Source organism: Rhodococcus sp. JCM 9793 (genome assembly GCF_055380405.1).
In genome coordinates, this window is record NZ_AP043721.1 from 2,663,926 (window position 1) to 2,684,054 (window position 20,129).

Here is a 20,129-nt window from a genome sequence, read left to right on the forward strand (position 1 = left end):
GCGGGGGAACCTCGGCCCGGCCGACGGTCACACCGCAACCTTGCGGCGATGATGACGTGTGTACAGCTCACGTTCGCTCTCGGACATCCCACCCCAGATTCCGTACGGCTCCGCGACGCGGAGAGCGTGCTCGCGGCACTGAATGAGGACGGGGCAGCTCTGGCAGAGTTCCTTGGCGCGGTTCTCGCGTTGGCTGCGGGCGCGTCCACGCTCGCCGTCCGGGTGGAAGAATACGGAGGAGTCCGCGCCTCGGCAGGTGCCATGCATCTGCCAGTCCCAGAGGTCAGCGTTCGGACCGGGCAGGGTGTGAGGTGCGGGCATGTGCACTCCTTTGCAGCGTGCTCGCCTGGGCCAGGCGAGCGGACCATCGTTCGGGAAGGGCGTCCTTCCGAGCCGGATCCAAATTATGTCCGGCCCCCTAACCGTAAAAGCGGTATCGATTATTCGTCAATGGCTTCGATCAGTGGCAAAGTCCATAACGAAACTGGAAAGAATTAACGTCGGCAATATTTACTTTGGTCGGTGATCATGATTGCAGTGTGAGCGTGCCGACGGGTCCGAATGGCCGCAATGGCGCCACGATGTGGATGTTTAAGGTGCTTGACCTGGGTTTATGCTTGAAGTGCAGCCTTGGATGGGCCGTGGTATTCGGTGTGTGGGCTCGCGATTTACCTTCGGTGAACATACATGCAATATGTATGCAATTCATGTTTTGTTCAACTGGATGTCGGTATCAGGACCGGAGAAAGGTCCGAATCCATTGTTTGAGAATTGTTGCGCTCCCAGTGCGAAATTGTCGAATCTGAGGAATGGGAAACTTTGCAGTGCCGGTGCAATGATTCTCCCTATGTCGATCCTCAGCAACTCGGAATCCGAAATCGATACGGTGCCACCGGGCGCCACATCGTCGTTGCGCGCAGCCGCTTTCGGTGATGTCCCTGCTCACGTGCCCCCATGGACTGCTTCCGCACCCGAAGAGCACTGGTTGCGTGCGGTCGCGCTCGGCGGTCAGGGTCGATACAGTGCTGCCCGCGCAGAACTGGCACTGGTGAGGCGGTCGGCCTCACGGGGGGTATGGGCGTCGCTCGCCGAGAGCACCGAAGCATCGTTCCTGCGTCAACTCGGGTGGCACCGCGCTGCCGCGGTGCATGACGGTCGCGCCCTGGCGGCAGTGTCAGGAATCGACGCCGGTGCCGCCGGTGCCCGCGGTTCCGACCTGAGGGCGCGAGTCGCCGAGGCGCGCTGCGACGCACTGACCGGCCTTGCAGCCGATGCGCTCGGCCGCGGGCGACTTGCGCAGGCACATCGGCTGCTCCATCGGTGTGCCGAGATTCTCGCCGGGTCTCGGCCGGGTGACGACAGATTGTTGCGTCAGCGGATCCGGTTGTCCTGGGTCACGGCGGAGACCGCCCTGGCCTCCGGCGACTTCGAGACCGCGCGAGCGTTCGCGGCGCGTGGTGCGGCGGACTCCGAGACATTCGGGTCGGTGCGCCACCGGGTGAAGTCCGACCTTCTCCGGGCCGCCGCACTCACCGATTCTGCAGACCCGACCCCGGCTCTCGAACTTGCGGCCGAAGTGTGTGATCGGGCTGCTGTCCACGGGTTGATTCCGCTGCGGTGGGCGGCGTCGATGTTGCTCGTCGGGCTGGGTGCGGGTACCGACGCCGAACGTGTGCGGAGCGAATGCGCCACGGCTGTGGCGCGTGGTGGTGGCAACTTCGCAACGATCCGGCCCTAGTTCGGTGCCCGCACGCAATGGTTAGGCAAGGGGTGTCGTTACTCTGGAGGAGTTCCACTGCCAGGTGGAAGCACGCCCGGTTGGGGGACCGTGCCACTTGTAACGCCAGGACTTGCGCATTCGATGACTGTTATGGGTGAGGAGTTGGGCTCCGCCGTTGCTGCGGCTGCGCAGGGCGATCGGACTGCTCTCGCTCGAGTACTAGCAAGTATTCGGCCTCTCGTCGTCCGGTATTGCCGGGCGCGGGTCGGATCTGCCGAGCGTGGACAGCTTTCGGCAGACGATGTGGCGCAGGAGGTGTGCCTGGCGGTGATGACGGCGTTGCCCCGTTACCAGGATCAGGGGCGTCCTTTCATGGCGTTCGTGTACGGCATTGCCGCACACAAGGTCGCCGATGCGCACCGCAACTCTGCACGTAACCGTGCGGATCCGGTAGCCGATGTACCCGAAGTGATGTCGCTCGACGACAGTCCCGAGGAACACGCGTTGAACTCGGAAGCGAGCCGGCAGATGAAGGATCTGCTCGGCACGCTGCCCGAGAAGCAGCGGGAGATCCTGATCATGCGTCTGGTCATGGGGATGTCGGCCGAAGAGACGGCGTCGGCGCTCGGGAGTACTGCAGGTGCGATCCGTGTGGCCCAGCACCGGGCCATCGCGAAACTCAAGAAGGAAGTGACGAGAGCAGGTGAGAGGAATGGGTAGGAGGCGCGGCGCGGGGCACGGCATATCCGACGATTTTCCCGACGACGGCACCCCCGTGGACATCGCGGCAGTGCGGCGCGATGACGCCCTCATCGATGCGATCTCGGGCGATGGTCCAGTGGAGACCCAGTCGACCGAGGAGTACGAACTCGCCACGATGCTCGCAGGGTGGCGGGCGGAGATCCTGGCAGATCCCCTACCTGCCGGCCCCGATTTCGATGAGGTCGTCGCAGCGGTCAACCGTGAACTCGGCGCGCGCGAGGCCCTGGCGGCGCAACCGCCTTCACGCTCCAAGGGACAGCTTCGACTCATTCGCCCTCTCGCCGGGGCCGCTGCGCTCATCGCAGCCGCCATCGGTGGTGCCGCCACGGTCTCGTACAGCGCGGAACCGGGAGACGCGCTCTGGGGCGTCAAGGAAGTCGTGTTCAGCGAACAGGCCGAGTCGACCATGGCGAGGCTCGACACCAGTTCGAGCCTGCAGAGGGCCGAGGAACTGATTGCAGAAGGCGATACCGAGGCCGCGAACGAACTACTTCGATCGGCGGAGGCCCGTTCGTCGGGCGTGAAGGATACGGGTCAACGCAACGAGCTCGGCGATTGGATGCAGCGGCTCACCGAAGAGATGAACCGCATCGTGCCGACGCTGCCGGTACCGCCCGCCCTCCCGGGAATGCCACTGCCTCCCGGTCCCGAAGCCGGGGTTGTCCCACCGGTGCAGCAGAGCACCCCGGGTGGACCGCAGACGTCGGCACCTGTCGAACCCACGGCGAAGCCGGAGTCGACCGTGGATCCGACGATCCTGAATGCGCCTACGTCGCCGGTGGAGACAACCTCTCCGTCCGTGCCGCCGGCCACCGATACATCCACCCCGGATTCGACCGGGACGACCCAACCCGCTCCGACGACCACGGTGTCCACGCCGGAACCGAGTACGTCGTCCGGGTCCGACACGCAGGGCTCGAGCACCGCACAGCCCTCATCGGCCGACCTGGACATCGACGAGACGACGTCCGGCGGCGCCTGACGTCGGACCAACGAGAAAGGCCCGGCAGTGTGAGCTGCCGGGCCTTTCGTCGCTGCGTCGTCGGGTCGGGTCGTCAGGAATCGAGTCCGTAGGGATCGACCGGCATGGCCTCGTTCATCGACGCGTCGGCGTAGCCGCGACAGTAGTCCCAGGTGACGTACGCGTCGGGGGACGGATCGAAAGCGGGCTCGTGGGGGCGGACCGTGCCGTCGACGAGCAGCTGGAGCAGGTTCGCGCGGAGCATGTCCCAGTCGTGGTAGTGCTCCTGATGGCAATCCTCACAGCACACGACGAGGCCACGGACTCCGCGCGGAGCCAGCAACGCCTCGTACACCGCGAGGTCGGCAAGATCCTCTTCGACCGCGAGTCGTTCGGCAGGGTCCAAGGGCTGACCCGGCTCGATCGCGTCCAATGCGGCGGACGGATCGTCGGGATCTCCTGCAAACGGATCCGGTGGCAGACCGGGGGGCAACTGATCACGCACGCCACCACGGTACGCAGTTCGAGGGGGTCCGCGCCAGCCGTCGAGGGTGGACACGCCGATGAACGGGGCGTATCAGCGAGATCTCGAGCACGCCGACCAGGGTTGCGGCAAGTCGCGCGGTTGCAAACAGATACCATGGTCGTCGACGGCTACGCCACCTTCGGCGCTGTCGTTCACACAATCCCACTGCCGGACGGTCCGTCCGTCCGCACCCATCGATCACCACGGAGGGTCCGAACCGCATGAGTAGTACCGGAGGGCATGTGCACACCGGCGGCGACGACCCGAACAAGGTCGCAATGCTCGGTCTGACCTTCGACGATGTGCTGCTGCTGCCCGCGGCCTCGGACATCGTTCCCAGCCAGGTCGACACCTCGAGTCAGCTGACCCGGGAGATCAGACTGAGGATCCCGCTGGTCAGTTCCGCCATGGACACGGTCACCGAATCGCGTATGGCCATCGCCATGGCGCGCGCCGGTGGCATGGGCGTCCTGCATCGCAACATGCCTGCCGAGACGCAGGCAGCGCAGATCGAGACGGTCAAGCGCTCGGAGGCGGGCATGGTCACCGATCCGGTGACCTGCAAGCCCACCGACACCCTCGCCGACGTCGACGCGAAGTGCGCGCGTTTCCGGATCTCGGGTCTGCCCGTGACCGATGATGCAGGCCAGCTCGTCGGCATCATCACCAACCGTGACATGCGGTTCGAGGTGGATCAGAACCGACCGGTTGCCGAGGTGATGACCAAGGCACCGCTCGTCACCGCGAGTGAAGGCGTGACGGCGGAGGCCGCACTCGGGCTTCTGCGTCGCCACAAGATCGAGAAGCTGCCGATCGTCGACGGGCAGGGCAAGCTCACCGGTCTGATCACGGTCAAGGACTTCGTCAAGACCGAACAACATCCCAACGCCACGAAGGACCGCGACGGGCGGCTCCTCGTCGGTGCTGCCGTCGGTGTCGGCGACGAGGCCTGGACCCGCGCGATGACGCTCGCCGACGCCCAAGCCGACGTGATCGTCGTCGACAGCGCCCATGGACACTCCGCCGGGGTGCTGGCCATGATCTCGAAGCTCAAGGCCGAGGTCGGTGACCGCGTGCAGATCATCGGCGGAAACGTCGCCACCCGCGCCGGAGCCACTGCGCTCATCGAAGCCGGTGTCGATGCTGTCAAGATCGGTGTCGGACCGGGCTCGATCTGCACGACCCGCGTCATCGCAGGCGTGGGGGCGCCGCAGATCACGGCGATCCTCGAAGCCACCGCGGCCGCGACGGCCCTCGGTGTGCCGGTGATCGCCGATGGTGGGCTGCAGTTCTCGGGCGACGTCGCGAAAGCTCTTGCTGCCGGTGCGTCCACCGCGATGCTGGGCTCACTTCTCGCTGGTACCGCAGAATCGCCGGGTGAATTGATCCTCGTCAACGGTAAGCAGTTCAAGAGCTACCGCGGAATGGGTTCGCTCGGAGCCATGCAGACCCGAGGCGAGGCCAAGTCGTATTCCAAGGACCGCTACTTCCAGGACGACGTCCTGTCGGAGGACAAACTCGTCCCGGAAGGCATCGAAGGACGGGTACCCTTCCGTGGGCCGCTGCAGCAGGTTACTCACCAACTCATCGGTGGTCTGCGTGCCGCGATGGGCTACACCGGAGCATCGACCATCGAGGAACTGCAGCGCGCTCAGTTCGTGCAGATCACCGCTGCGGGACTCAAGGAGAGCCATCCGCACGACATCACGATCACTGCCGAGGCGCCGAACTACGCCGCTCGGTAGGTTCGGTGCGTTCGCAGTAGGTCCCGTCTCGGTCGACGGGACAACCGCATTCTCACGAGAAAGGGGCGCGCGTGCGCGACCTCGTTGAAATCGGCATGGGCCGGACGGCCCGCCGCACGTACGAGCTGGACGATGTGGACATCGTGCCATCGCGTCGTACCCGGTCGTCGAAGGAAGTGTCGACCGCGTGGCAGATCGACGCCTACCGATTCGACATCCCTGTGCTCGCGCACCCGACCGACGCGCTGGTGTCACCGGCCTTCGCCGTGGAACTCGGGAACGCCGGTGGCCTCGGTGTGATCAACGGTGAGGGACTGTGGGGACGTCACGCCGATGTCGACGCAGTGATCTCCCGTCTCGTCGACATCGCCGAGAGCGATCCCGATCCGAGCGCGGCCATCGCGTACCTGCAGGAGCTGCACGCAGCGCCGCTGCAGGCCGATCTGCTGGCCGCGGCCGTCGCGCAGGTACGCGACTCGGGTGTCACCACCGCTGTGCGCGTGAGTCCGCAGAACGCCCGGACGTTGACACCGGAGCTGGTCAAGGCCGGCGTCGACCTTCTAGTTGTGCACGGCACGATCATCTCCGCGGAGCATGTGGCACACAATGAGAGTGAACCACTCAACCTGAAGACGTTCATCTCGGAACTCGATGTTCCGGTCGTGGCAGGTGGTGTGAGCGATCACCGCACGGCTCTGCACCTGATGCGTACGGGTGCCGCGGGCGTCATCGTCGGTTTCGGATCGACGCACGGAGCCACCACCACGAGCGCATCACTCGGGATCGGTGTTCCCATGGCGACCGCGATCGCGGATGCTGCTGCGGCTCGCCGCGACTATCTGGACGAGACCGGGGGTCGGTACGTCCACGTCATAGCCGACGGCGACATCGAGACCTCCGGTGACCTCGCGAAGGCGATCGCATGCGGTGCTGATGCTGCGGTGCTGGGTGCACCGCTCGCCATCGCCGCAGAGGCGCCGGGGCGTGGATGGTACTGGCCGTCCGCAGCCGCGCATCCGTCGCTTCCGCGTGGCGCAGCACTCCAGGTCGCGTTCGACGAGCGACCGAGCCTCGAGCGTGTGCTGACCGGGCCGTCCGACGACCCGTACGGTTCGCTCAACTTCGTCGGTGGCCTGCGACGGGCGATGGCGAAGTCGGGTTACTCGGATCTCAAGGAATTCCAGAAGGTCGGGTTGTCGGTGCGAGCCTGACCCGATCCGCCGTGACGTTGTGGCCGGATGTGACTATGTGTGCGTTGTAGTGCACAGATGTCGCATCCGGCCACTTTTGTATCGAGTGACCTGCAGTTTCTGCAACTCTCCGTAACAGTGAGGATGCCCTTGTGTGCGTAGTCACAGTCGGGGAGTGCATACTGGCCGGTAACAACGCAGGTTCGGCGGAGGTGCTCCTATGGGTGGACAACAGGTCACGGACTACGACGTTCTGATCGTCGGTTCGGGTTTCGGTGGCAGTGTCACCGCATTGCGGTTGGTGGAAAAGGGATACAAGGTCGGTGTTCTCGAGGCCGGTCGCCGATTCGCCGACGCGGACTTCGCCAAGACCAGCTGGGATCTGAAGCGATTCCTCTGGGCGCCGAAGCTCGGATGTTTCGGTATTCAGCGGGTCCACCTCCTTCGCGACTGCCTGATCCTCGCGGGAGCGGGCGTCGGCGGTGGATCGCTCAACTATGCCAACACGCTGTACAAGCCGACGGCCTCGTTCTTCCAGGACCAGCAGTGGGCGGAGATCACCGACTGGCACGACGAACTGAGTCCGTTCTACGACCAGGCGCGACGCATGCTCGGCGTCGTGCAGTACCACCGAATGACCGCGGCGGACAGAGTGATCAAGGAAGTTGCCGACGACATGGGCGTCGGCGACACGTTCATCCAGACACCGGTGGGTGTGTACTTCGGTGAACCCGGGAGGACTGTCCCGGACCCGTACTTCGGCGGCGTCGGCCCGGACCGTGCCGGCTGCATCGAATGCGGCGAATGCATGACGGGGTGCCGCCACGGAGCGAAGAACACCCTGATCAAGAACTACCTCGGACTCGCCGAGAGCGCGGGTGCGGACATCCTCCCCATGACCACCGTGACCGATCTGAGCGAGGGCGTGGACGGTACGTGGACGGTGCACACCGAACGCACCGGGGCGTCGGTGCGCAAGGGCAAGCGGAACTTCACAGCGTCATACGTCGTGCTGGCCGCCGGAACCTGGGGCACACAGCACCTGCTGCATCATCTCAAGGACACCGGGGCACTGCCGGAACTGTCCGACCGCCTCGGTGAACTCACCCGCACGAACTCCGAGTCCATCGTCGGCGCGGGCAAGCTGAAGGTCGATCCCGAGATGGACCTGACCGACGGTGTCGCGATCACCTCGTCGTTCCACCCCACCTCGGACACCCACATCGAGCCCGTTCGGTACGGCAAGGGTTCCAACGCGATGGGTCTGCTGCAGACACTGATGACCGACGGCGACGGCCCGGTTCCGCGCTGGGTGAAGTTCCTCGGCCAGGTCGCGAAGAACCCCGCCAAGATGCTGCGGATGCTCTCGGTGAAGGACTGGAGCGAGCGGACCATCATCGCGCTGGTGATGCAGAACCTCGACAACTCCATCACCACCTACACCAAGAAGGGCGTGTTCGGACGACGCAAGGTGACCAGCAAGCAGGGTCACGGAGAGCCGAACCCGACGTGGATCCCGGCCGGAAACGAGGCGACGCGCCGGATCGCAGAGAAGATCGACGGTATCGCCGGCGGCACCTGGGGCGAGATCGTCAACATCCCCCTCACCGCGCACTTCCTCGGCGGCGCGGTCATCGGAACCGACCGGGAGCACGGTGTCATCGACCCGTACCACCGGGTGTACGGCTACCCGACGCTGAGTGTTGTCGACGGGGCTGCCATCTCGGCGAACCTCGGAGTCAATCCCTCACTGACCATCGCGGCACAGGCGGAACGTGCGGCGTCGCTGTGGCCGAACAAGGGTGAGCAGGATCTGCGTCCCGCGCAGGGCGAGTCGTACGGTCGGCTGCAGCCGACCGCGCCGAAGAATCCCGTTGTCCCGGAAGGCGCGCCCGGCGCGCTGTCCCTGCCGATCGTCGAGATCACCGGCGGGTCGGGAGCGGCCTGAGCGCCACCTCACATGTGATCTACGTGGGACCTGAGCGGCCGCGTCCGGATGGCCGGGCGCGGCCGCTTAGACTGTTCGGGTGTCGCAAACCCAGCAGTCCCGACCCGTACTCGTCGTCGACTTCGGAGCCCAGTACGCGCAGCTGATCGCACGACGCGTGCGCGAGGCCAATGTCTATTCGGAAGTTGTTCCGCACACCACGAGCATCGAAGAGATCGCAGCCAAGGAACCCCTTGCGGTGATCCTGTCCGGCGGCCCCTCGAGCGTGTACGAAGACGGCGCCCCGAAACTCGACTCGAAGCTGTTCGACCTGGACATTCCGGTGTTCGGGATCTGCTACGGCTTCCAGGCGATGGCGAATGCCCTCGGAGGCACGGTCGCGCATACCGGAGCCCGCGAGTACGGCCGCACCGACCTGTCGGTGTCCGGCGGTGTGCTGCACGAAGGTCTGCCCGCGACGCAGCCGGTGTGGATGAGTCACGGTGACGGCGTGACCGTCGCACCCGAAGGATTCGAGGTGACTGCCACCAGCGCAGGTGCACCCGTCGCCGCGTTCGAGGACCGCGCACGTCGGCTCGCCGGCGTCCAGTACCACCCCGAGGTGCTGCATTCGCCGCACGGCCAGCAGGTCCTGAGCCGGTTCCTGCACGAGATCGCGGGCATCCCCGGTGAGTGGACCGCCGCCAACATCGCGGACGCGCTCATCGAGCAGGTACGCGAGCAGGTCGGCGACGGCCGCGCGATCTGTGGGCTGTCCGGCGGTGTCGATTCGGCGGTGGCGGCCGCGCTCGTACAACGCGCCATCGGCGACCGGTTGACCTGTGTGTTCGTCGACCACGGTCTGATGCGTGAGGGCGAGCGGCAGCAGGTCGAGCGCGACTTCGTCGCAGCGACCGGCGCCAGACTCGTCACCGTCGACGCATCCGAGACGTTCCTGAGTGAACTGTCCGGCGTCACCGACCCCGAGACCAAGCGCAAGATCATCGGCCGCGAGTTCATCCGTAGCTTCGAAGGCGCAGTGTCCGAGGTCCTCGGCGAAGGCGCATCGAAGGGCGAGAAAGTCGAGTTCCTGGTGCAGGGCACCCTGTACCCCGACGTCGTCGAATCCGGCGGCGGATCCGGAACCGCGAACATCAAGAGCCACCACAACGTCGGCGGGCTCCCCGAAGACCTGCAGTTCGAGCTCGTCGAGCCGCTGCGTCTGCTGTTCAAGGACGAGGTTCGCGCGGTCGGTCGTCAGCTGGGCCTGCCCGAGGAGATCGTGGGCCGTCAGCCGTTCCCCGGCCCCGGCCTCGGTATCCGCATCATCGGTGAGGTCACCCGCGAGCGCCTCGAGATCCTGCGGCACGCCGATTCGATCGCCCGCGAGGAACTGACCTCCGCGGGTCTGGACGGTCAGATCTGGCAGTGCCCGGTGGTGCTGCTCGCCGACGTGCGCAGCGTCGGAGTCCAGGGCGACGGACGCACCTACGGGCACCCGATCGTGCTGCGTCCGGTGTCCAGCGAGGACGCGATGACCGCCGACTGGACGCGCCTGCCCTACGAGACCCTCGAACGGATCTCCACACGCATCACCAACGAGGTGGCCGACGTCAACCGCGTGGTGCTCGACGTGACGAGCAAGCCGCCGGGAACCATCGAGTGGGAGTGACGGCACTGTCGGTGTCGTGAGATACGTCTGTGCCCCGGACCTTGGCGGATTCCAGGGGTCGTCGCAACACCAAGCGAACTAGACAAGTTCTAACAGACGCTCGGCTGGGGTATCCCAGCCGAGCGTCTTGCGTGGGCGGCTATTGAGCTTCTGCGCGACGTGCTCGAGGTCTTCGAGGCCGTGGATAGATAGGTCCGTGCCCTTGGGGAAGTACTGGCGCAGCAGACCATTGGTATTCTCGTTCGATCCTCGCTGCCAGGGTGACGCGGGATCGCAGAAGTAGACCGGGACACCGGTGGCCACTCGGAACGCCTTGTGCGCAGCCATCTCTGCACCCTGATCCCAGGTCAGCGAGCCGCGCAGATGCTCGGGCAGCGTGCCGATCAGAGTAACGAGGACGTCGCGGACGGCTTCGGCCGTGTGTTCGCCGGGAAGATGCCCGAGCATGACGTAACGTGTGGACCGTTCGACGAGGGTGACGATCGCTGTCTTGTTGCCCGCGCCGAGCACCAAATCGCCCTCCCAATGCCCTGGGACAGCACGGTCCTCAACTTCCGCCGGGCGTTCGCTGATCATCACCATCGGATCAACGAACCGGCTGGTGCGTTGCTCAGGCGAGCGATGCGGCTTACGGCGGGCTCGGCCGGTGCGCAACGCGTCAGCGACCTCACGTTTCAGCCCGCCGCGAGCCTGGACGTAGATCGCCTGGTAGATCGTCTCCGTGCTCACCTGCATACTCTCGTCATCCGCGAAATCTCGCGACAGGACGCCGCTGATCTGCTCCGGAGACCATTGTTCCCTCAACCGGTCCGACACGTAGTCCCGCAGCCGCCCGGACTGGGCAAGTTTCGCCGGCTTCGGGCGCATCCGTTTCGTGGCGGCGTCGCGATGAGCACCATGCGGCAGATAGACGCCGTCCGTCGAGCGCGTGTCGATCTCGCGTTTGATCGTCGATGCCGATCGTCCCAGTTTTCGGCCGATCGCCCGTAATGACCAGCCGAGCCGCTTGAGATCAGCGATCGTCTCTCGTTCTTGAAGTGACAGCAGCCGCGATCCGACTTGCTCCGGAACCGTCGACGGTGGACTCGTCATGGATCTCATCGTCGTCGTGTTGGTGGTGTAGTCCACAAACGTTCCGTCGGGATAGAGCCGACCGCGTTTCAGTCGTCGGACTCCACGGTCCCAGTCCCTGGCCGTCCGGATGTTGATTCCTACACGTTCTGCCGCGGCCTTCCTGGTCAGGCCCTCCCTGCGTAACGACAGGAATTCGGCTTTGCGAGGGTCCTCGGTTCGCCTCGAAGAGACGCCAGCTGCACGCGCCCACGCGTACGCGGTATTGCGATTGATACCCAGGTCTCGCGCTGCTGGAGTGACGCTCTTGACCACATCGAGTAGGGCGAGGAACTCCTCGCGTTTGTCTGTAAACGACACGGTGGTCGCAACCTCCCGAAACTCGGGGTGTTGCGACCACCGTTAGAACCCGCCCTTCACGGTCCGGGGCACAGACGTATTCGTCTCTAGTGGTGGTTCTTCCGGCGTCCCGGCATCAGCACGAGGATCGCGCCGATGACGATTGCGCCTCCGACGAGAATCCACCCGGTGTCGAATGTGCCGAGGAAGTCGAGGGAGAAGGGACCGATGAGGGCCCATCCGCTGACCACCAGTGCTGCGATTGCGGAGAGCAGAAGCAGGATCGAGGGTCCGCGTCGTGACTTGTCGGTTGCGCCGGCGTCGTCGGTCCCGGCGTCGAATGTGGTGTCGAAATCAGCCACGATGCACCTCCGTGTTTCCCATAACTGTGTCGATGTCGATGGACAGGACCGGTCCTCCGGGGCCGTCGGCTCCACCGTCGAATCCCTGCATGGTGCACGGTGACGCGGCGGTCGAGTTGCACGTGATGTCGACGTCGAGGTTCGGCGGCAGGAAGATCTGCGAGTCGCCCAGTCGGGTATCGATCGAGATCTCGTGGTCCTGCTTCAGATCGAGATTCTTCAGGTCGAGCTGTAGATCTCCGAGTTGTACCGAGTATTCGGAGTCCAACTCGGCGGCAGTGCTGGGTGCGAATCGTTGTTCGCCCGATGACTGGATGTCGAGCGGCCCGACCAGGGATCCCAGGATGACGAACCCCATCAGCGGGCCGGTCACCACGAGGAGGCCGTATCCGCGGTGCAGGAACGCCCCGAGCAGCAGACCCAGACCGATCACGGCCAGAGCGATTGCCCCGATCCGTGCCGGGGTCAGCCACTGGATGTCGGTGGAGACGGCGACCGTCCCGGCAGCCGCCGCGGCCAGCACCGCGAAACCCAGAATCATCGTGGTCAGGCGCGACCGCGGCTTCTTCTCGACGGGAACCGGAGAGTGAGATGGTGCCGGCTCAGGGAGGTCCCACGCGAACGGCGCGACTCCGAGCGGATCCCAGGCGGGCGGGGTTGCACTACCGGTGGGGAAGGGCTGTTCCTTCTGCACCTGTGTGGTGTCGTCCGACTCGGGTGTGTCCTTCGACAACGAGACGGTGCTGTCGTGCTCAGGGTGGTCGTTGTCCGGGTCGCTGTTGCCCGGACTGTCGGTCGCACCGCCGGTGGCGTCACGCTGGGCGGTCGTGGGTTCCGACACGAACGGTGACTGGAACGGCTCGGTGAACGTCGGTTCGGCGTACGGTGTCTGGGCGTACGGTGTCTGAAACGGTTGACCGAACGGCTGCGGCGGAAACATGTTGCGGTGGAAGGAGAACCCGTTGGCAGGTGGCGGGAGAGTGGGAGGTTCGGGTCGGCGCTGATACAGCAACCACCAGCCTCCGAGCATCAGCACCATGCTGATGAAGCCGGATCCACCCGAACCGACGCCGACCGGACCGACCGCACTTGCTGCGATGGCGAGTGCAACGAGAAGGACGATCACCTTGGTGCTCGAATCGGAGCTGTGTCCGCGGCCGACGAGCGACTCGATCGCCGATACCTGATCGCCGTGTCGGGTGAAGAGTACCCACGCCGCCAGGTACAGCACGATGCCGGCGCCACCGAAGAGCGCTGACACGACGAACGCTATCCGCACCAGCACAGGGTCGATGCCGTACCGCACGCCGATACCGGCGCACACACCGGCGACGTGTCCCTGCTCGGGCAACCGCACAGGGCGGGTGCGCCACATATCTGTGAGTTGTTCTGGGAAGGTTCGCGTGGTCATGGCATCCATCCTGTCGGCCGAGATCGTTCCGCACATCAGGGACGAACCCTGATTTCGTGACAGTGATCGTCGGCCTGGACCTCAGGGTTGATCCCCGATGCCCCGGGACGGTACATCGTGTCAGTATCGATATGTGGACCTTGTATCCGGATTACCCGTGCCTGTCGACCGCCTCCAACGGAGAGTCGGCGGGCGAGTCGTCGGTGGGGTCGCAGGTGGACTCGCCGACCATCTCGATATCGACGTCACCAAGGTACGCGTCGCGTTCACGGTGCTCGCCGCTCTCGGTGGGCTGGGTATCGTCGCCTACGGGCTCTTGTGGATGTTCGTTCCGCCCGGAGCCGACACCGATCGGCCGTCCGGAACCGAACGCCGCCGCGCCGTGGGGCTCGCGGTCATGGGTATCGCACTGGCCATCGGTTTGTCCTGGGTGTTCAGCGGGGGTGCGGCTTCGGCGATTGCGCCGGTCGTCGTCGTGTCGGTGGGCGCTGCCCTCATCTGGCGGGAGTTCGACGCCGAAGGTCCCCGCTCGGTGTTCGGCCTGCCTGCGAAACCGACCGTGCTCACGTGGGCGCGAGTCCTCGGCGGCCTCACCCTCGTGGTCACCGGTCTCGGTGTCGTCGTCCTCGCTCAGGTGGACGTCGAGGCACTGCGGTCGTCGCTGCTCGCCGTCATCGTGACGTTGGTCGGGGCTGCGCTGCTGTCCGTACCGTTGTGGATCCGTATGTGGCGGGCACTGGAGACCGAGCGCGCGGCGCGGGTCCGTACCGAGGAGCGCGACGAGATCGCCTCGCACCTGCACGATTCGGTCTTACAGACGTTGGCTTTGATCCAGAAGCAGGCGGACAGCCCGCAGGAGGTCGTGCGGCTCGCACGAAGCCAGGAACGCGAGCTGAGGCGCTGGCTCTTCGGCGGTGACGAGACTCCGCGCACGTCCCTGGCGGAAGCGCTGCGCACCATCGCGGGGGAAGTGGAGGACCAGCGCGGTGTGTCCGTGGCTCCCGTGATCGTCGGCGACGTGGCACCCGACGACGAAGACGTATCGGCCGAAGCGTTGACTGCGGTGCTCGGCGCCACACGGGAAGCCCTTGTCAACGCTGCGAAGCACGCACAGGTCGACAACATCGACCTGTTCGCAGAGGTCGAATCTCACGAGATCAGCGTGTTCGTTCGCGATCGTGGAATAGGTTTCGACCCGGATACCGTGCCGGAAGACCGGCAGGGCCTGGCACGTTCGATCACAGCACGAATCGAGCGACGAGGCGGACGCACCGTGGTCAAGTCCGCGCTCGGGAAGGGCACGGAGGTCCGCATCCATATGCCGCGATCCGGTGGGAGAGACGCTGAAGTGACGACCCCGGAGGCGACAGGTACGGAGGAGACGACCCTAGAGTGGGGGGTGACACAGCCCCACCACGAGGAGCAGCCCCAGTGAGTTCGACACCGTCCGAGATCTCTGAATCGACCCGGCGTTTCCGGGTTTTTCTCGTCGATGACCATGCGGTGTTCAGGTCCGGCGTCCGAGCCGAACTGGGGCGTGAACATGACATGGAGATCGTCGGTGAAGCCGGCGGCGTGGTGGAGGCCGTCACGGGGATCGACTCCACGAAACCCGATGTGGTGCTGCTCGACGTACACATGCCCGACGGCGGCGGTGTTGCGGTGCTCGGCCGTATCGACCCGGGCTCGGTGTGCTTGGCGCTGAGCGTGTCCGATGCTGCGGAGGACGTCATCGCGGTGATCAGGGCGGGTGCCCGCGGCTACGTCACCAAGACGATCTCCGGGCGGGATCTTGCCGACGCCGTCCGGCGGGTGGCCGGGGGAGACGCGGTGTTCAGCCCGAGGTTGGCCGGGTTCGTGCTGGATTCGTTCACCGGTAGGTCCACCGCGCCGGAGCCTCCGCTGGATCCTGAACTCGATTCGCTGACCCCGCGCGAACTCGAGGTACTGAGATTGCTCGCCCGCGGATACACGTACCGAGAGATCGCGGAGGAGCTCGTGATCTCGGTGAAGACCGTCGAGACACACGCGTCGAATGTGTTGCGGAAGACGCAGCAGTCCAACCGCAATGCGCTCACCCGGTGGGCGCACCGGCGGCGTATCGACTGATGCGGGGCCGGGTGTTCGCAGACTCCGTCAGTGCGTGACGAGGCGCTCGGTGCTTCTCGCCGCGATCGCCTGGGTCACGTTGTCGATGCCGGACAGGACTGTGGCGCCGTACCCGTCATCAGCGAGGGCGTCGGTGTAGATACGTGCCGCGGTGAGATGTTCGGTAGCGGCATCGAAATCGCCGAGGCGGCGGTGGTCGTCGGCGAGATTGAGATGCAGCGACGGGTAGAACCCGCGAATCTGCAGCGACACGTGCTCCTGTTGCACCCGGGTGTCGTCGAGAGAGTCGGCGGCCTCGAGTGCCCTGATGTCCCACGTGAGGGACGTGGCGGGGTCGTCGTACAGGTCGGCAAGGAAGTGAGCGAGAGTGCAGCGGTGCAGCGCGTCGCCGCCGGGGCCGATCTCGTCCCACAGGTTTTCGAGACGAAGGCGTGCGGCGGCAGTGTCGCCGGAGCGGCCTGCCGTGACGGCTTCGGTGATGGCGGCCATGGTCGGATCAGGGGCGGGCATGGGTCTCCTCGCTGTGTCGCTGGGTGTGACGAAGAGTGGCACACGGCACCGACACGGCGCGGGGATCAGGCCACGAGGAACGCGATGACGAGTGCGACGACGAGCGCGACCAGGATGATCGCAGCCATCACCGCCATCGCCATCGGTGCATACGCGAGGACCTTTTCCTGTGTCGATTCCGGGAGGTCGCCCTTGGGCGCCAGGCGGTCGAGTACTCCGGCCATCCAGGACGCGGGCGAACCGGTATTTCCGGTCCGGGGTGTCGCGGGCATGGTCAGGGGCTGGTCCATGAACGAACTGCGGGTGCGTGTCTGGTCGTCGACCGGAGTCGAACGTTGCGCCCAGGACGGGACAGTGCCGTCCTGGGACACGATCGGCCGGCCGCGGAGCATGGCCGGGCTCCCGCCGGGGCCGAGCACCACCTCGGTGAGACGATTGTGTGCCTCGATCATCGTCGGCCGGCGTTTCGGGTCGGGTTCGAGCATGGCGAGCAGGGTGTCGGTGAGGAGTCCGGTTCTGGTGGGCGGGATGATCTCGGCGCGGGCAACACGGTGCAGGAGTGCGATCGAGTCGGCTTCGTAGCCGAAGGGTGGCTGCCCTTCGATCGCGGTGTAGAGGGTGGCGCCGAGAGAGAATACGTCGCTGGCCTCGGTGGGGTCGCTTCCCCGTGCGACCTCGGGCGCGAAATATGCGGGAGTGCCGATGATCACGCTGGATGGGTCGTTGTCGCCCTTGGCGCGGGCGATGCCGAAGTCGCTGATCTTCACGACACCTGCGTCGTTGCCGCGTTCGGCGATGAGGATGTTGCCGGGCTTGACGTCGCGATGCACGATACCGGCCTCGTGTGCTGCTGCGAGAGCATCGGCTACGTCGGCACCGATCTGCGCGACCACGTACGGCGGCAGGGTGTCGATCGCGTTCATGACCTGAGCGAGGCTGCGGGACGGCAGATGCTCCATGACCAGCCACGGTTCGCCGTAGTGGAGTGCGACGTCGTACATGGAGATCGCGTGCTCGTGGGTGAGCTGGGCAGCGACCCGGCCCTCGCGGAGAGCGCGCCGGCGGATCTCCTCGGCGGCGGCAGGATCGAGATCTGCGGTGGAGATCACCTGCTTGACGGCCACGTTCCGTCCGAGTCGGTTGTCGCGGGCGAGCCATACGGCGCCCATACCTCCGCCACCGAGCTTGGAATCGAGTCGATAACGCCCGGCCACCAGGTGATCCGGACCGACGACCCTTCCCTCTCGTTCCTGTTCTGCCACCTCACGAGGGTAATCGATCCGGACGGATACCTCGGCAGGTCGACGGATCGAGGTGCGGGTGGTCACTTGACGGCAGGTGCCGGCATCGGGTCTACTGAGGGAGTTCGAAAATACGTTCGAATTCAATTCGGGCTGGGCCACGTCTTCCCCGTGGTCGGCAGGTCGTGAGCGAATGCGACAGGCGGATGACAGGGGTACATGTGGGCGAAGTGGCCGAATTTCCGGTCGGCGAAGATGCGGTCGACGGCAGTGGAGAACCGAGTCGAGCGGAGCGGATAGAGGCGTTGAGACGCCGGATCTCCGCGGTTCCGGCGAAAGGCGAAGCCTCCGCGCCTGCTCCGGCACACAGTCCGGTCGAGAGGCTGCTTCCGGTGCCGGAACCCCTTACCGAACTGCTTCCGCGCGGAGGATTGGTCCGCGGCACCGTGGTGTCCGTGTCAGGGTCGGCATCGTTGCTGTTGGGTCTGGTGGCGGCGGTGACAGCGACGGGTGGGCACGCCGCTGTCATCGGCCAGCGGCGACTCGGGTTGCTCGCGGCAGTGGAGATGGGGGCCCGGCTGAGCCGGGTGGCGGTGATCCCCGACCCGGGACCCGATCCGGTGGAAGTCGCCGCGGTACTGCTCGACGGGCTGGACCTGGTGGTACTCGGTCTGGGAGGAATGTCGGTTCCGCCGTCGCGGACCCGCGTCGTCGCTGCTCGTGTACGGAGCAAAGGTGCGGTCCTGGTGGTCACCGACGGGCACTGGGACGGCGCGCAGGTGCGTCTCGAGGCGCAGGTGAGCGGTTACGAGGGGTTGACCGGACCCGGGCGGGCGCGATTGTGCGGTACCAGACTGTCGGTGCGAGCCCTGGGACGTGCCGCCGCTCCCCGGGCCGCGCGCATCGATGTCTGTGCCGAACCCGGCGGCGTGCGGTGGGCCTCCGGGGAGCAACGGCGCGCGGCGAACATCGATGCCACCCCGAACCTCGAAGTGGCCCGGTGAGCCGGAGCGACCGGCCGTCGCCGCGTGTCATGGCGGTGTGGTGCCCGGACTGGCCTGCGGTGGCTGCGGCTGCGGTAGCGGGTATTCCTGCGACCACCCCGATTGCAGTGGTGTCCGCGAATCGGGTGGTTGCATGTTCGGCGTCGGCCCGGGCGGCCGGCGTCGTACGAGGCGCGGTGCGCCGTGAAGCGCAAGGAAGATGCCCCGAACTACATGTGGCACAGAATGATCCGGATCGTGATGCGCGACTGTTCGAACCGGTGGTCGCGGCGATCGATGCGGCAGCCCCCGGTGTCGAGGTGTTACGTCCGGGCCTCGTGGTTCTCGCGGCGCGCGGCGTCGTGCGATGGTTCGGATCGGAGGAGTCCGCCGCCGAACGTCTCGTCGACGAGGTCGCGTCCGTCGGAGTGGAATGCCAGGTGGGTGTCGCCGACGAACTGTCCACCGCTGTGCTCGCCGCCCGTCGGGCCACGTTGGTGCCGAGCGGCGCCGGCCCCGAGTTCCTCGCTCCGCTGCCGATATCCCAGCTGTCGGTGGAACCGGCGCTGGCCGCTCCGGAACGAGCCGAACTGGTGGATCTGCTTCGTCGGCTCGGAGTGCGCACGGTCGGTGCGTTTGCGGCGCTGTCCGGATCCGATGTGGCGTCGAGGTTCGGTGCCGACGCGGTGGCGGCGCACCGGAGTGCACGTGGACTACCCGAACGCCCGCCGGCGGGGCGCGCTGTTCCTCCCGATCTCACCGTGGAGCACGCATGCGACCCTCCGGTCGAGCGAGTGGACACGGCGGCGTTCATCGGCCGGATGCTTGCCGAACTGCTGCACACCCGCCTTGCCGCGGCCGGTGTGGCATGCACGCGGCTGCTCGTCTCTGCCCGCACCGGCAATGGGGAGGAACTGGCGCGGACGTGGCGCTGTGCCGAACCGCTGACCCCCGAGGGGACCGCCGACAGAGTGCGTTGGCAACTCGACGGCTGGCTCACCGGGCGCAGCGCCGACCGCCCCACTGCGGGGGTCACGATGCTACGTCTCGAGCCTGTGGAGGTGGTGACCTCCGGTGCCTTGCAGTTGGGCCTGTGGGGCGGCGTCGGGGACGAGGACGAACGGGCACGACGGGCGCTGGTCCGAGTACAGGGTCTGCTCGGAGGAGACGCGGTCAGAGTGGGAGTGCTCAGCGGTGGGCGCGGGCCCGTCGAACGGATCACGCTCGTCCCGGTAGGGGAGGAGGCGGTGCCGTCGTCGGATCCGGATGAGCCCTGGCCGGGACGGCTCCCGCCCCCGGCTCCCGCCATGGTGATGCACGTGCCACCGCCGATCACGGTGGACGACGACGTGGGTGAGGAGGTGACGATCACCGAGCGAGGTCTGCTCAGCGGTCGGCCTACGCAGTTGCGATGGGGAAGTCGCAGCTGGCAGGTGGCAGGATGGGCGGGGCCCTGGCCGGTGGACGAATACTGGTGGGATCCCGAGACCGCCCGCGATATCGCGCGACTGCAGGTGCTGCTCGACGGAGGGCGGGCTCTGCTGATCGTCCGCGGAGCCGACGGCTGGAAGGTGGAGGGTGTCTACGACTGACTACTCTG

17 protein-coding genes and 1 pseudogene are annotated in these 20,129 nt (G+C 66.0%); 11 read left to right on the top strand and 7 right to left on the bottom strand.

All coding sequences use genetic code 11. The features are described 5' to 3' along the window. Positions 1 to 27: 27 nt before the first annotated feature. Entirely contained in the window at positions 28 to 321 is a 294-nt protein-coding gene (locus ACZ46K_RS14335; RefSeq protein ID WP_054807538.1) for a WhiB family transcriptional regulator, read from the bottom strand. 526 nt (positions 322 to 847) lie between these two features. Between ACZ46K_RS14335 and ACZ46K_RS14340 the strand changes: the two genes are divergently transcribed. From ACZ46K_RS14340 to ACZ46K_RS14350, 3 genes are all read left to right on the top strand, one after another. Continuing rightward, positions 848 to 1,738, top strand: coding sequence for a hypothetical protein (locus tag ACZ46K_RS14340; protein ID WP_464748872.1), 891 nt, complete (start codon positions 848 to 850; stop codon positions 1,736 to 1,738). A gap of 123 nt (positions 1,739 to 1,861) precedes the next feature. Further along, positions 1,862 to 2,440, top strand: coding sequence for an RNA polymerase sigma factor ShbA (locus ACZ46K_RS14345; protein ID WP_054806102.1), 579 nt, complete (start codon positions 1,862 to 1,864; stop codon positions 2,438 to 2,440). Further along, the gene (locus ACZ46K_RS14350; protein WP_464748874.1) at positions 2,433 to 3,464 is read left to right on the top strand and encodes an anti-sigma-D factor RsdA; all 1,032 of its coding nucleotides are present in this window, start codon (positions 2,433 to 2,435) and stop codon (positions 3,462 to 3,464) included. Before ACZ46K_RS14345 ends, ACZ46K_RS14350 begins: the two co-directional genes overlap by 8 nt. Positions 3,465 to 3,537: 73 nt before the next feature. Here the strand turns inward: ACZ46K_RS14350 and ACZ46K_RS14355 are convergent, their stop codons facing one another. Next, a complete protein-coding gene (locus ACZ46K_RS14355; protein WP_054806103.1) occupies positions 3,538 to 3,948 on the bottom strand; it encodes a DUF5319 domain-containing protein in 411 nt (136 codons plus the stop codon). A gap of 242 nt (positions 3,949 to 4,190) precedes the next feature. Here ACZ46K_RS14355 and guaB point away from each other — a divergent pair, with 242 nt between their 5' ends. The 4 genes from guaB to guaA all read left to right on the top strand — a co-directional run bounded on the left by guaB (position 4,191) and on the right by guaA (position 10,503). Continuing rightward, positions 4,191 to 5,714 (top strand): IMP dehydrogenase, encoded by a 1,524-nt coding sequence (gene guaB / locus ACZ46K_RS14360; protein WP_464748876.1) that lies wholly within the window; start codon positions 4,191 to 4,193, stop codon positions 5,712 to 5,714. A gap of 71 nt (positions 5,715 to 5,785) precedes the next feature. Beyond that, positions 5,786 to 6,925: a GuaB3 family IMP dehydrogenase-related protein gene (locus tag ACZ46K_RS14365; protein WP_054810048.1), complete on the top strand. Its 1,140-nt coding sequence runs from the start codon at positions 5,786 to 5,788 to the stop codon at positions 6,923 to 6,925. 199 nt (positions 6,926 to 7,124) lie between these two features. Then, positions 7,125 to 8,852, top strand: a complete 1,728-nt coding sequence (locus ACZ46K_RS14370; RefSeq protein ID WP_464748878.1) for an FAD-dependent oxidoreductase — start codon at positions 7,125 to 7,127, stop codon at positions 8,850 to 8,852. A gap of 79 nt (positions 8,853 to 8,931) precedes the next feature. Further along, a complete protein-coding gene (gene guaA / locus ACZ46K_RS14375; RefSeq protein WP_464748880.1) occupies positions 8,932 to 10,503 on the top strand; it encodes a glutamine-hydrolyzing GMP synthase in 1,572 nt (523 codons plus the stop codon). Positions 10,504 to 10,581: 78 nt separating this feature from the next. Here guaA and ACZ46K_RS14380 read toward each other — a convergent pair. The 3 genes and pseudogenes from ACZ46K_RS14380 to ACZ46K_RS14390 form a co-directional block, all read right to left on the bottom strand. After that, positions 10,582 to 11,827, bottom strand: a pseudogene (locus ACZ46K_RS14380) (IS30 family transposase). A gap of 193 nt (positions 11,828 to 12,020) precedes the next feature. Beyond that, positions 12,021 to 12,275, bottom strand: coding sequence for a hypothetical protein (locus ACZ46K_RS14385; protein WP_054806104.1), 255 nt, complete (start codon positions 12,273 to 12,275; stop codon positions 12,021 to 12,023). Next, positions 12,268 to 13,686 (bottom strand): PspC domain-containing protein, encoded by a 1,419-nt coding sequence (locus ACZ46K_RS14390; protein ID WP_054806106.1) that lies wholly within the window; start codon positions 13,684 to 13,686, stop codon positions 12,268 to 12,270. The genes ACZ46K_RS14385 and ACZ46K_RS14390 overlap by 8 nt, the downstream gene beginning before the upstream one ends. A 97-nt stretch (positions 13,687 to 13,783) precedes the next feature. Here ACZ46K_RS14390 and ACZ46K_RS14395 point away from each other — a divergent pair, with 97 nt between their 5' ends. Further along, complete coding sequence (locus ACZ46K_RS14395) at positions 13,784 to 15,121, top strand: PspC domain-containing protein (RefSeq protein WP_054806105.1); 1,338 nt, start codon at positions 13,784 to 13,786, stop codon at positions 15,119 to 15,121. Further along, on the top strand, positions 15,118 to 15,795 hold the full coding sequence (locus ACZ46K_RS14400; protein ID WP_464748882.1) for a response regulator: 678 nt from the start codon (positions 15,118 to 15,120) through the stop codon (positions 15,793 to 15,795). Before ACZ46K_RS14395 ends, ACZ46K_RS14400 begins: the two co-directional genes overlap by 4 nt. 27 nt (positions 15,796 to 15,822) lie before the next feature. Here the strand turns inward: ACZ46K_RS14400 and ACZ46K_RS14405 are convergent, their stop codons facing one another. After that, positions 15,823 to 16,305, bottom strand: a complete 483-nt coding sequence (locus ACZ46K_RS14405) for a hypothetical protein (protein ID WP_054810049.1) — start codon at positions 16,303 to 16,305, stop codon at positions 15,823 to 15,825. Positions 16,306 to 16,370: 65 nt separating this feature from the next. Beyond that, entirely contained in the window at positions 16,371 to 17,567 is a 1,197-nt protein-coding gene (locus ACZ46K_RS14410) for a serine/threonine-protein kinase (protein ID WP_464748884.1), read from the bottom strand. 200 nt (positions 17,568 to 17,767) lie between these two features. On the opposite strand from ACZ46K_RS14410, the gene ACZ46K_RS14415 reads away from it, so the two are divergent. Continuing rightward, positions 17,768 to 18,550, top strand: a complete 783-nt coding sequence (locus ACZ46K_RS14415) for a hypothetical protein (protein ID WP_464749317.1) — start codon at positions 17,768 to 17,770, stop codon at positions 18,548 to 18,550. 29 nt (positions 18,551 to 18,579) lie between these two features. After that, on the top strand, positions 18,580 to 20,121 hold the full coding sequence (locus tag ACZ46K_RS14420; RefSeq protein ID WP_464749318.1) for a DNA polymerase Y family protein: 1,542 nt from the start codon (positions 18,580 to 18,582) through the stop codon (positions 20,119 to 20,121). The last annotated feature ends 8 nt before the right edge of the window (positions 20,122 to 20,129 follow it).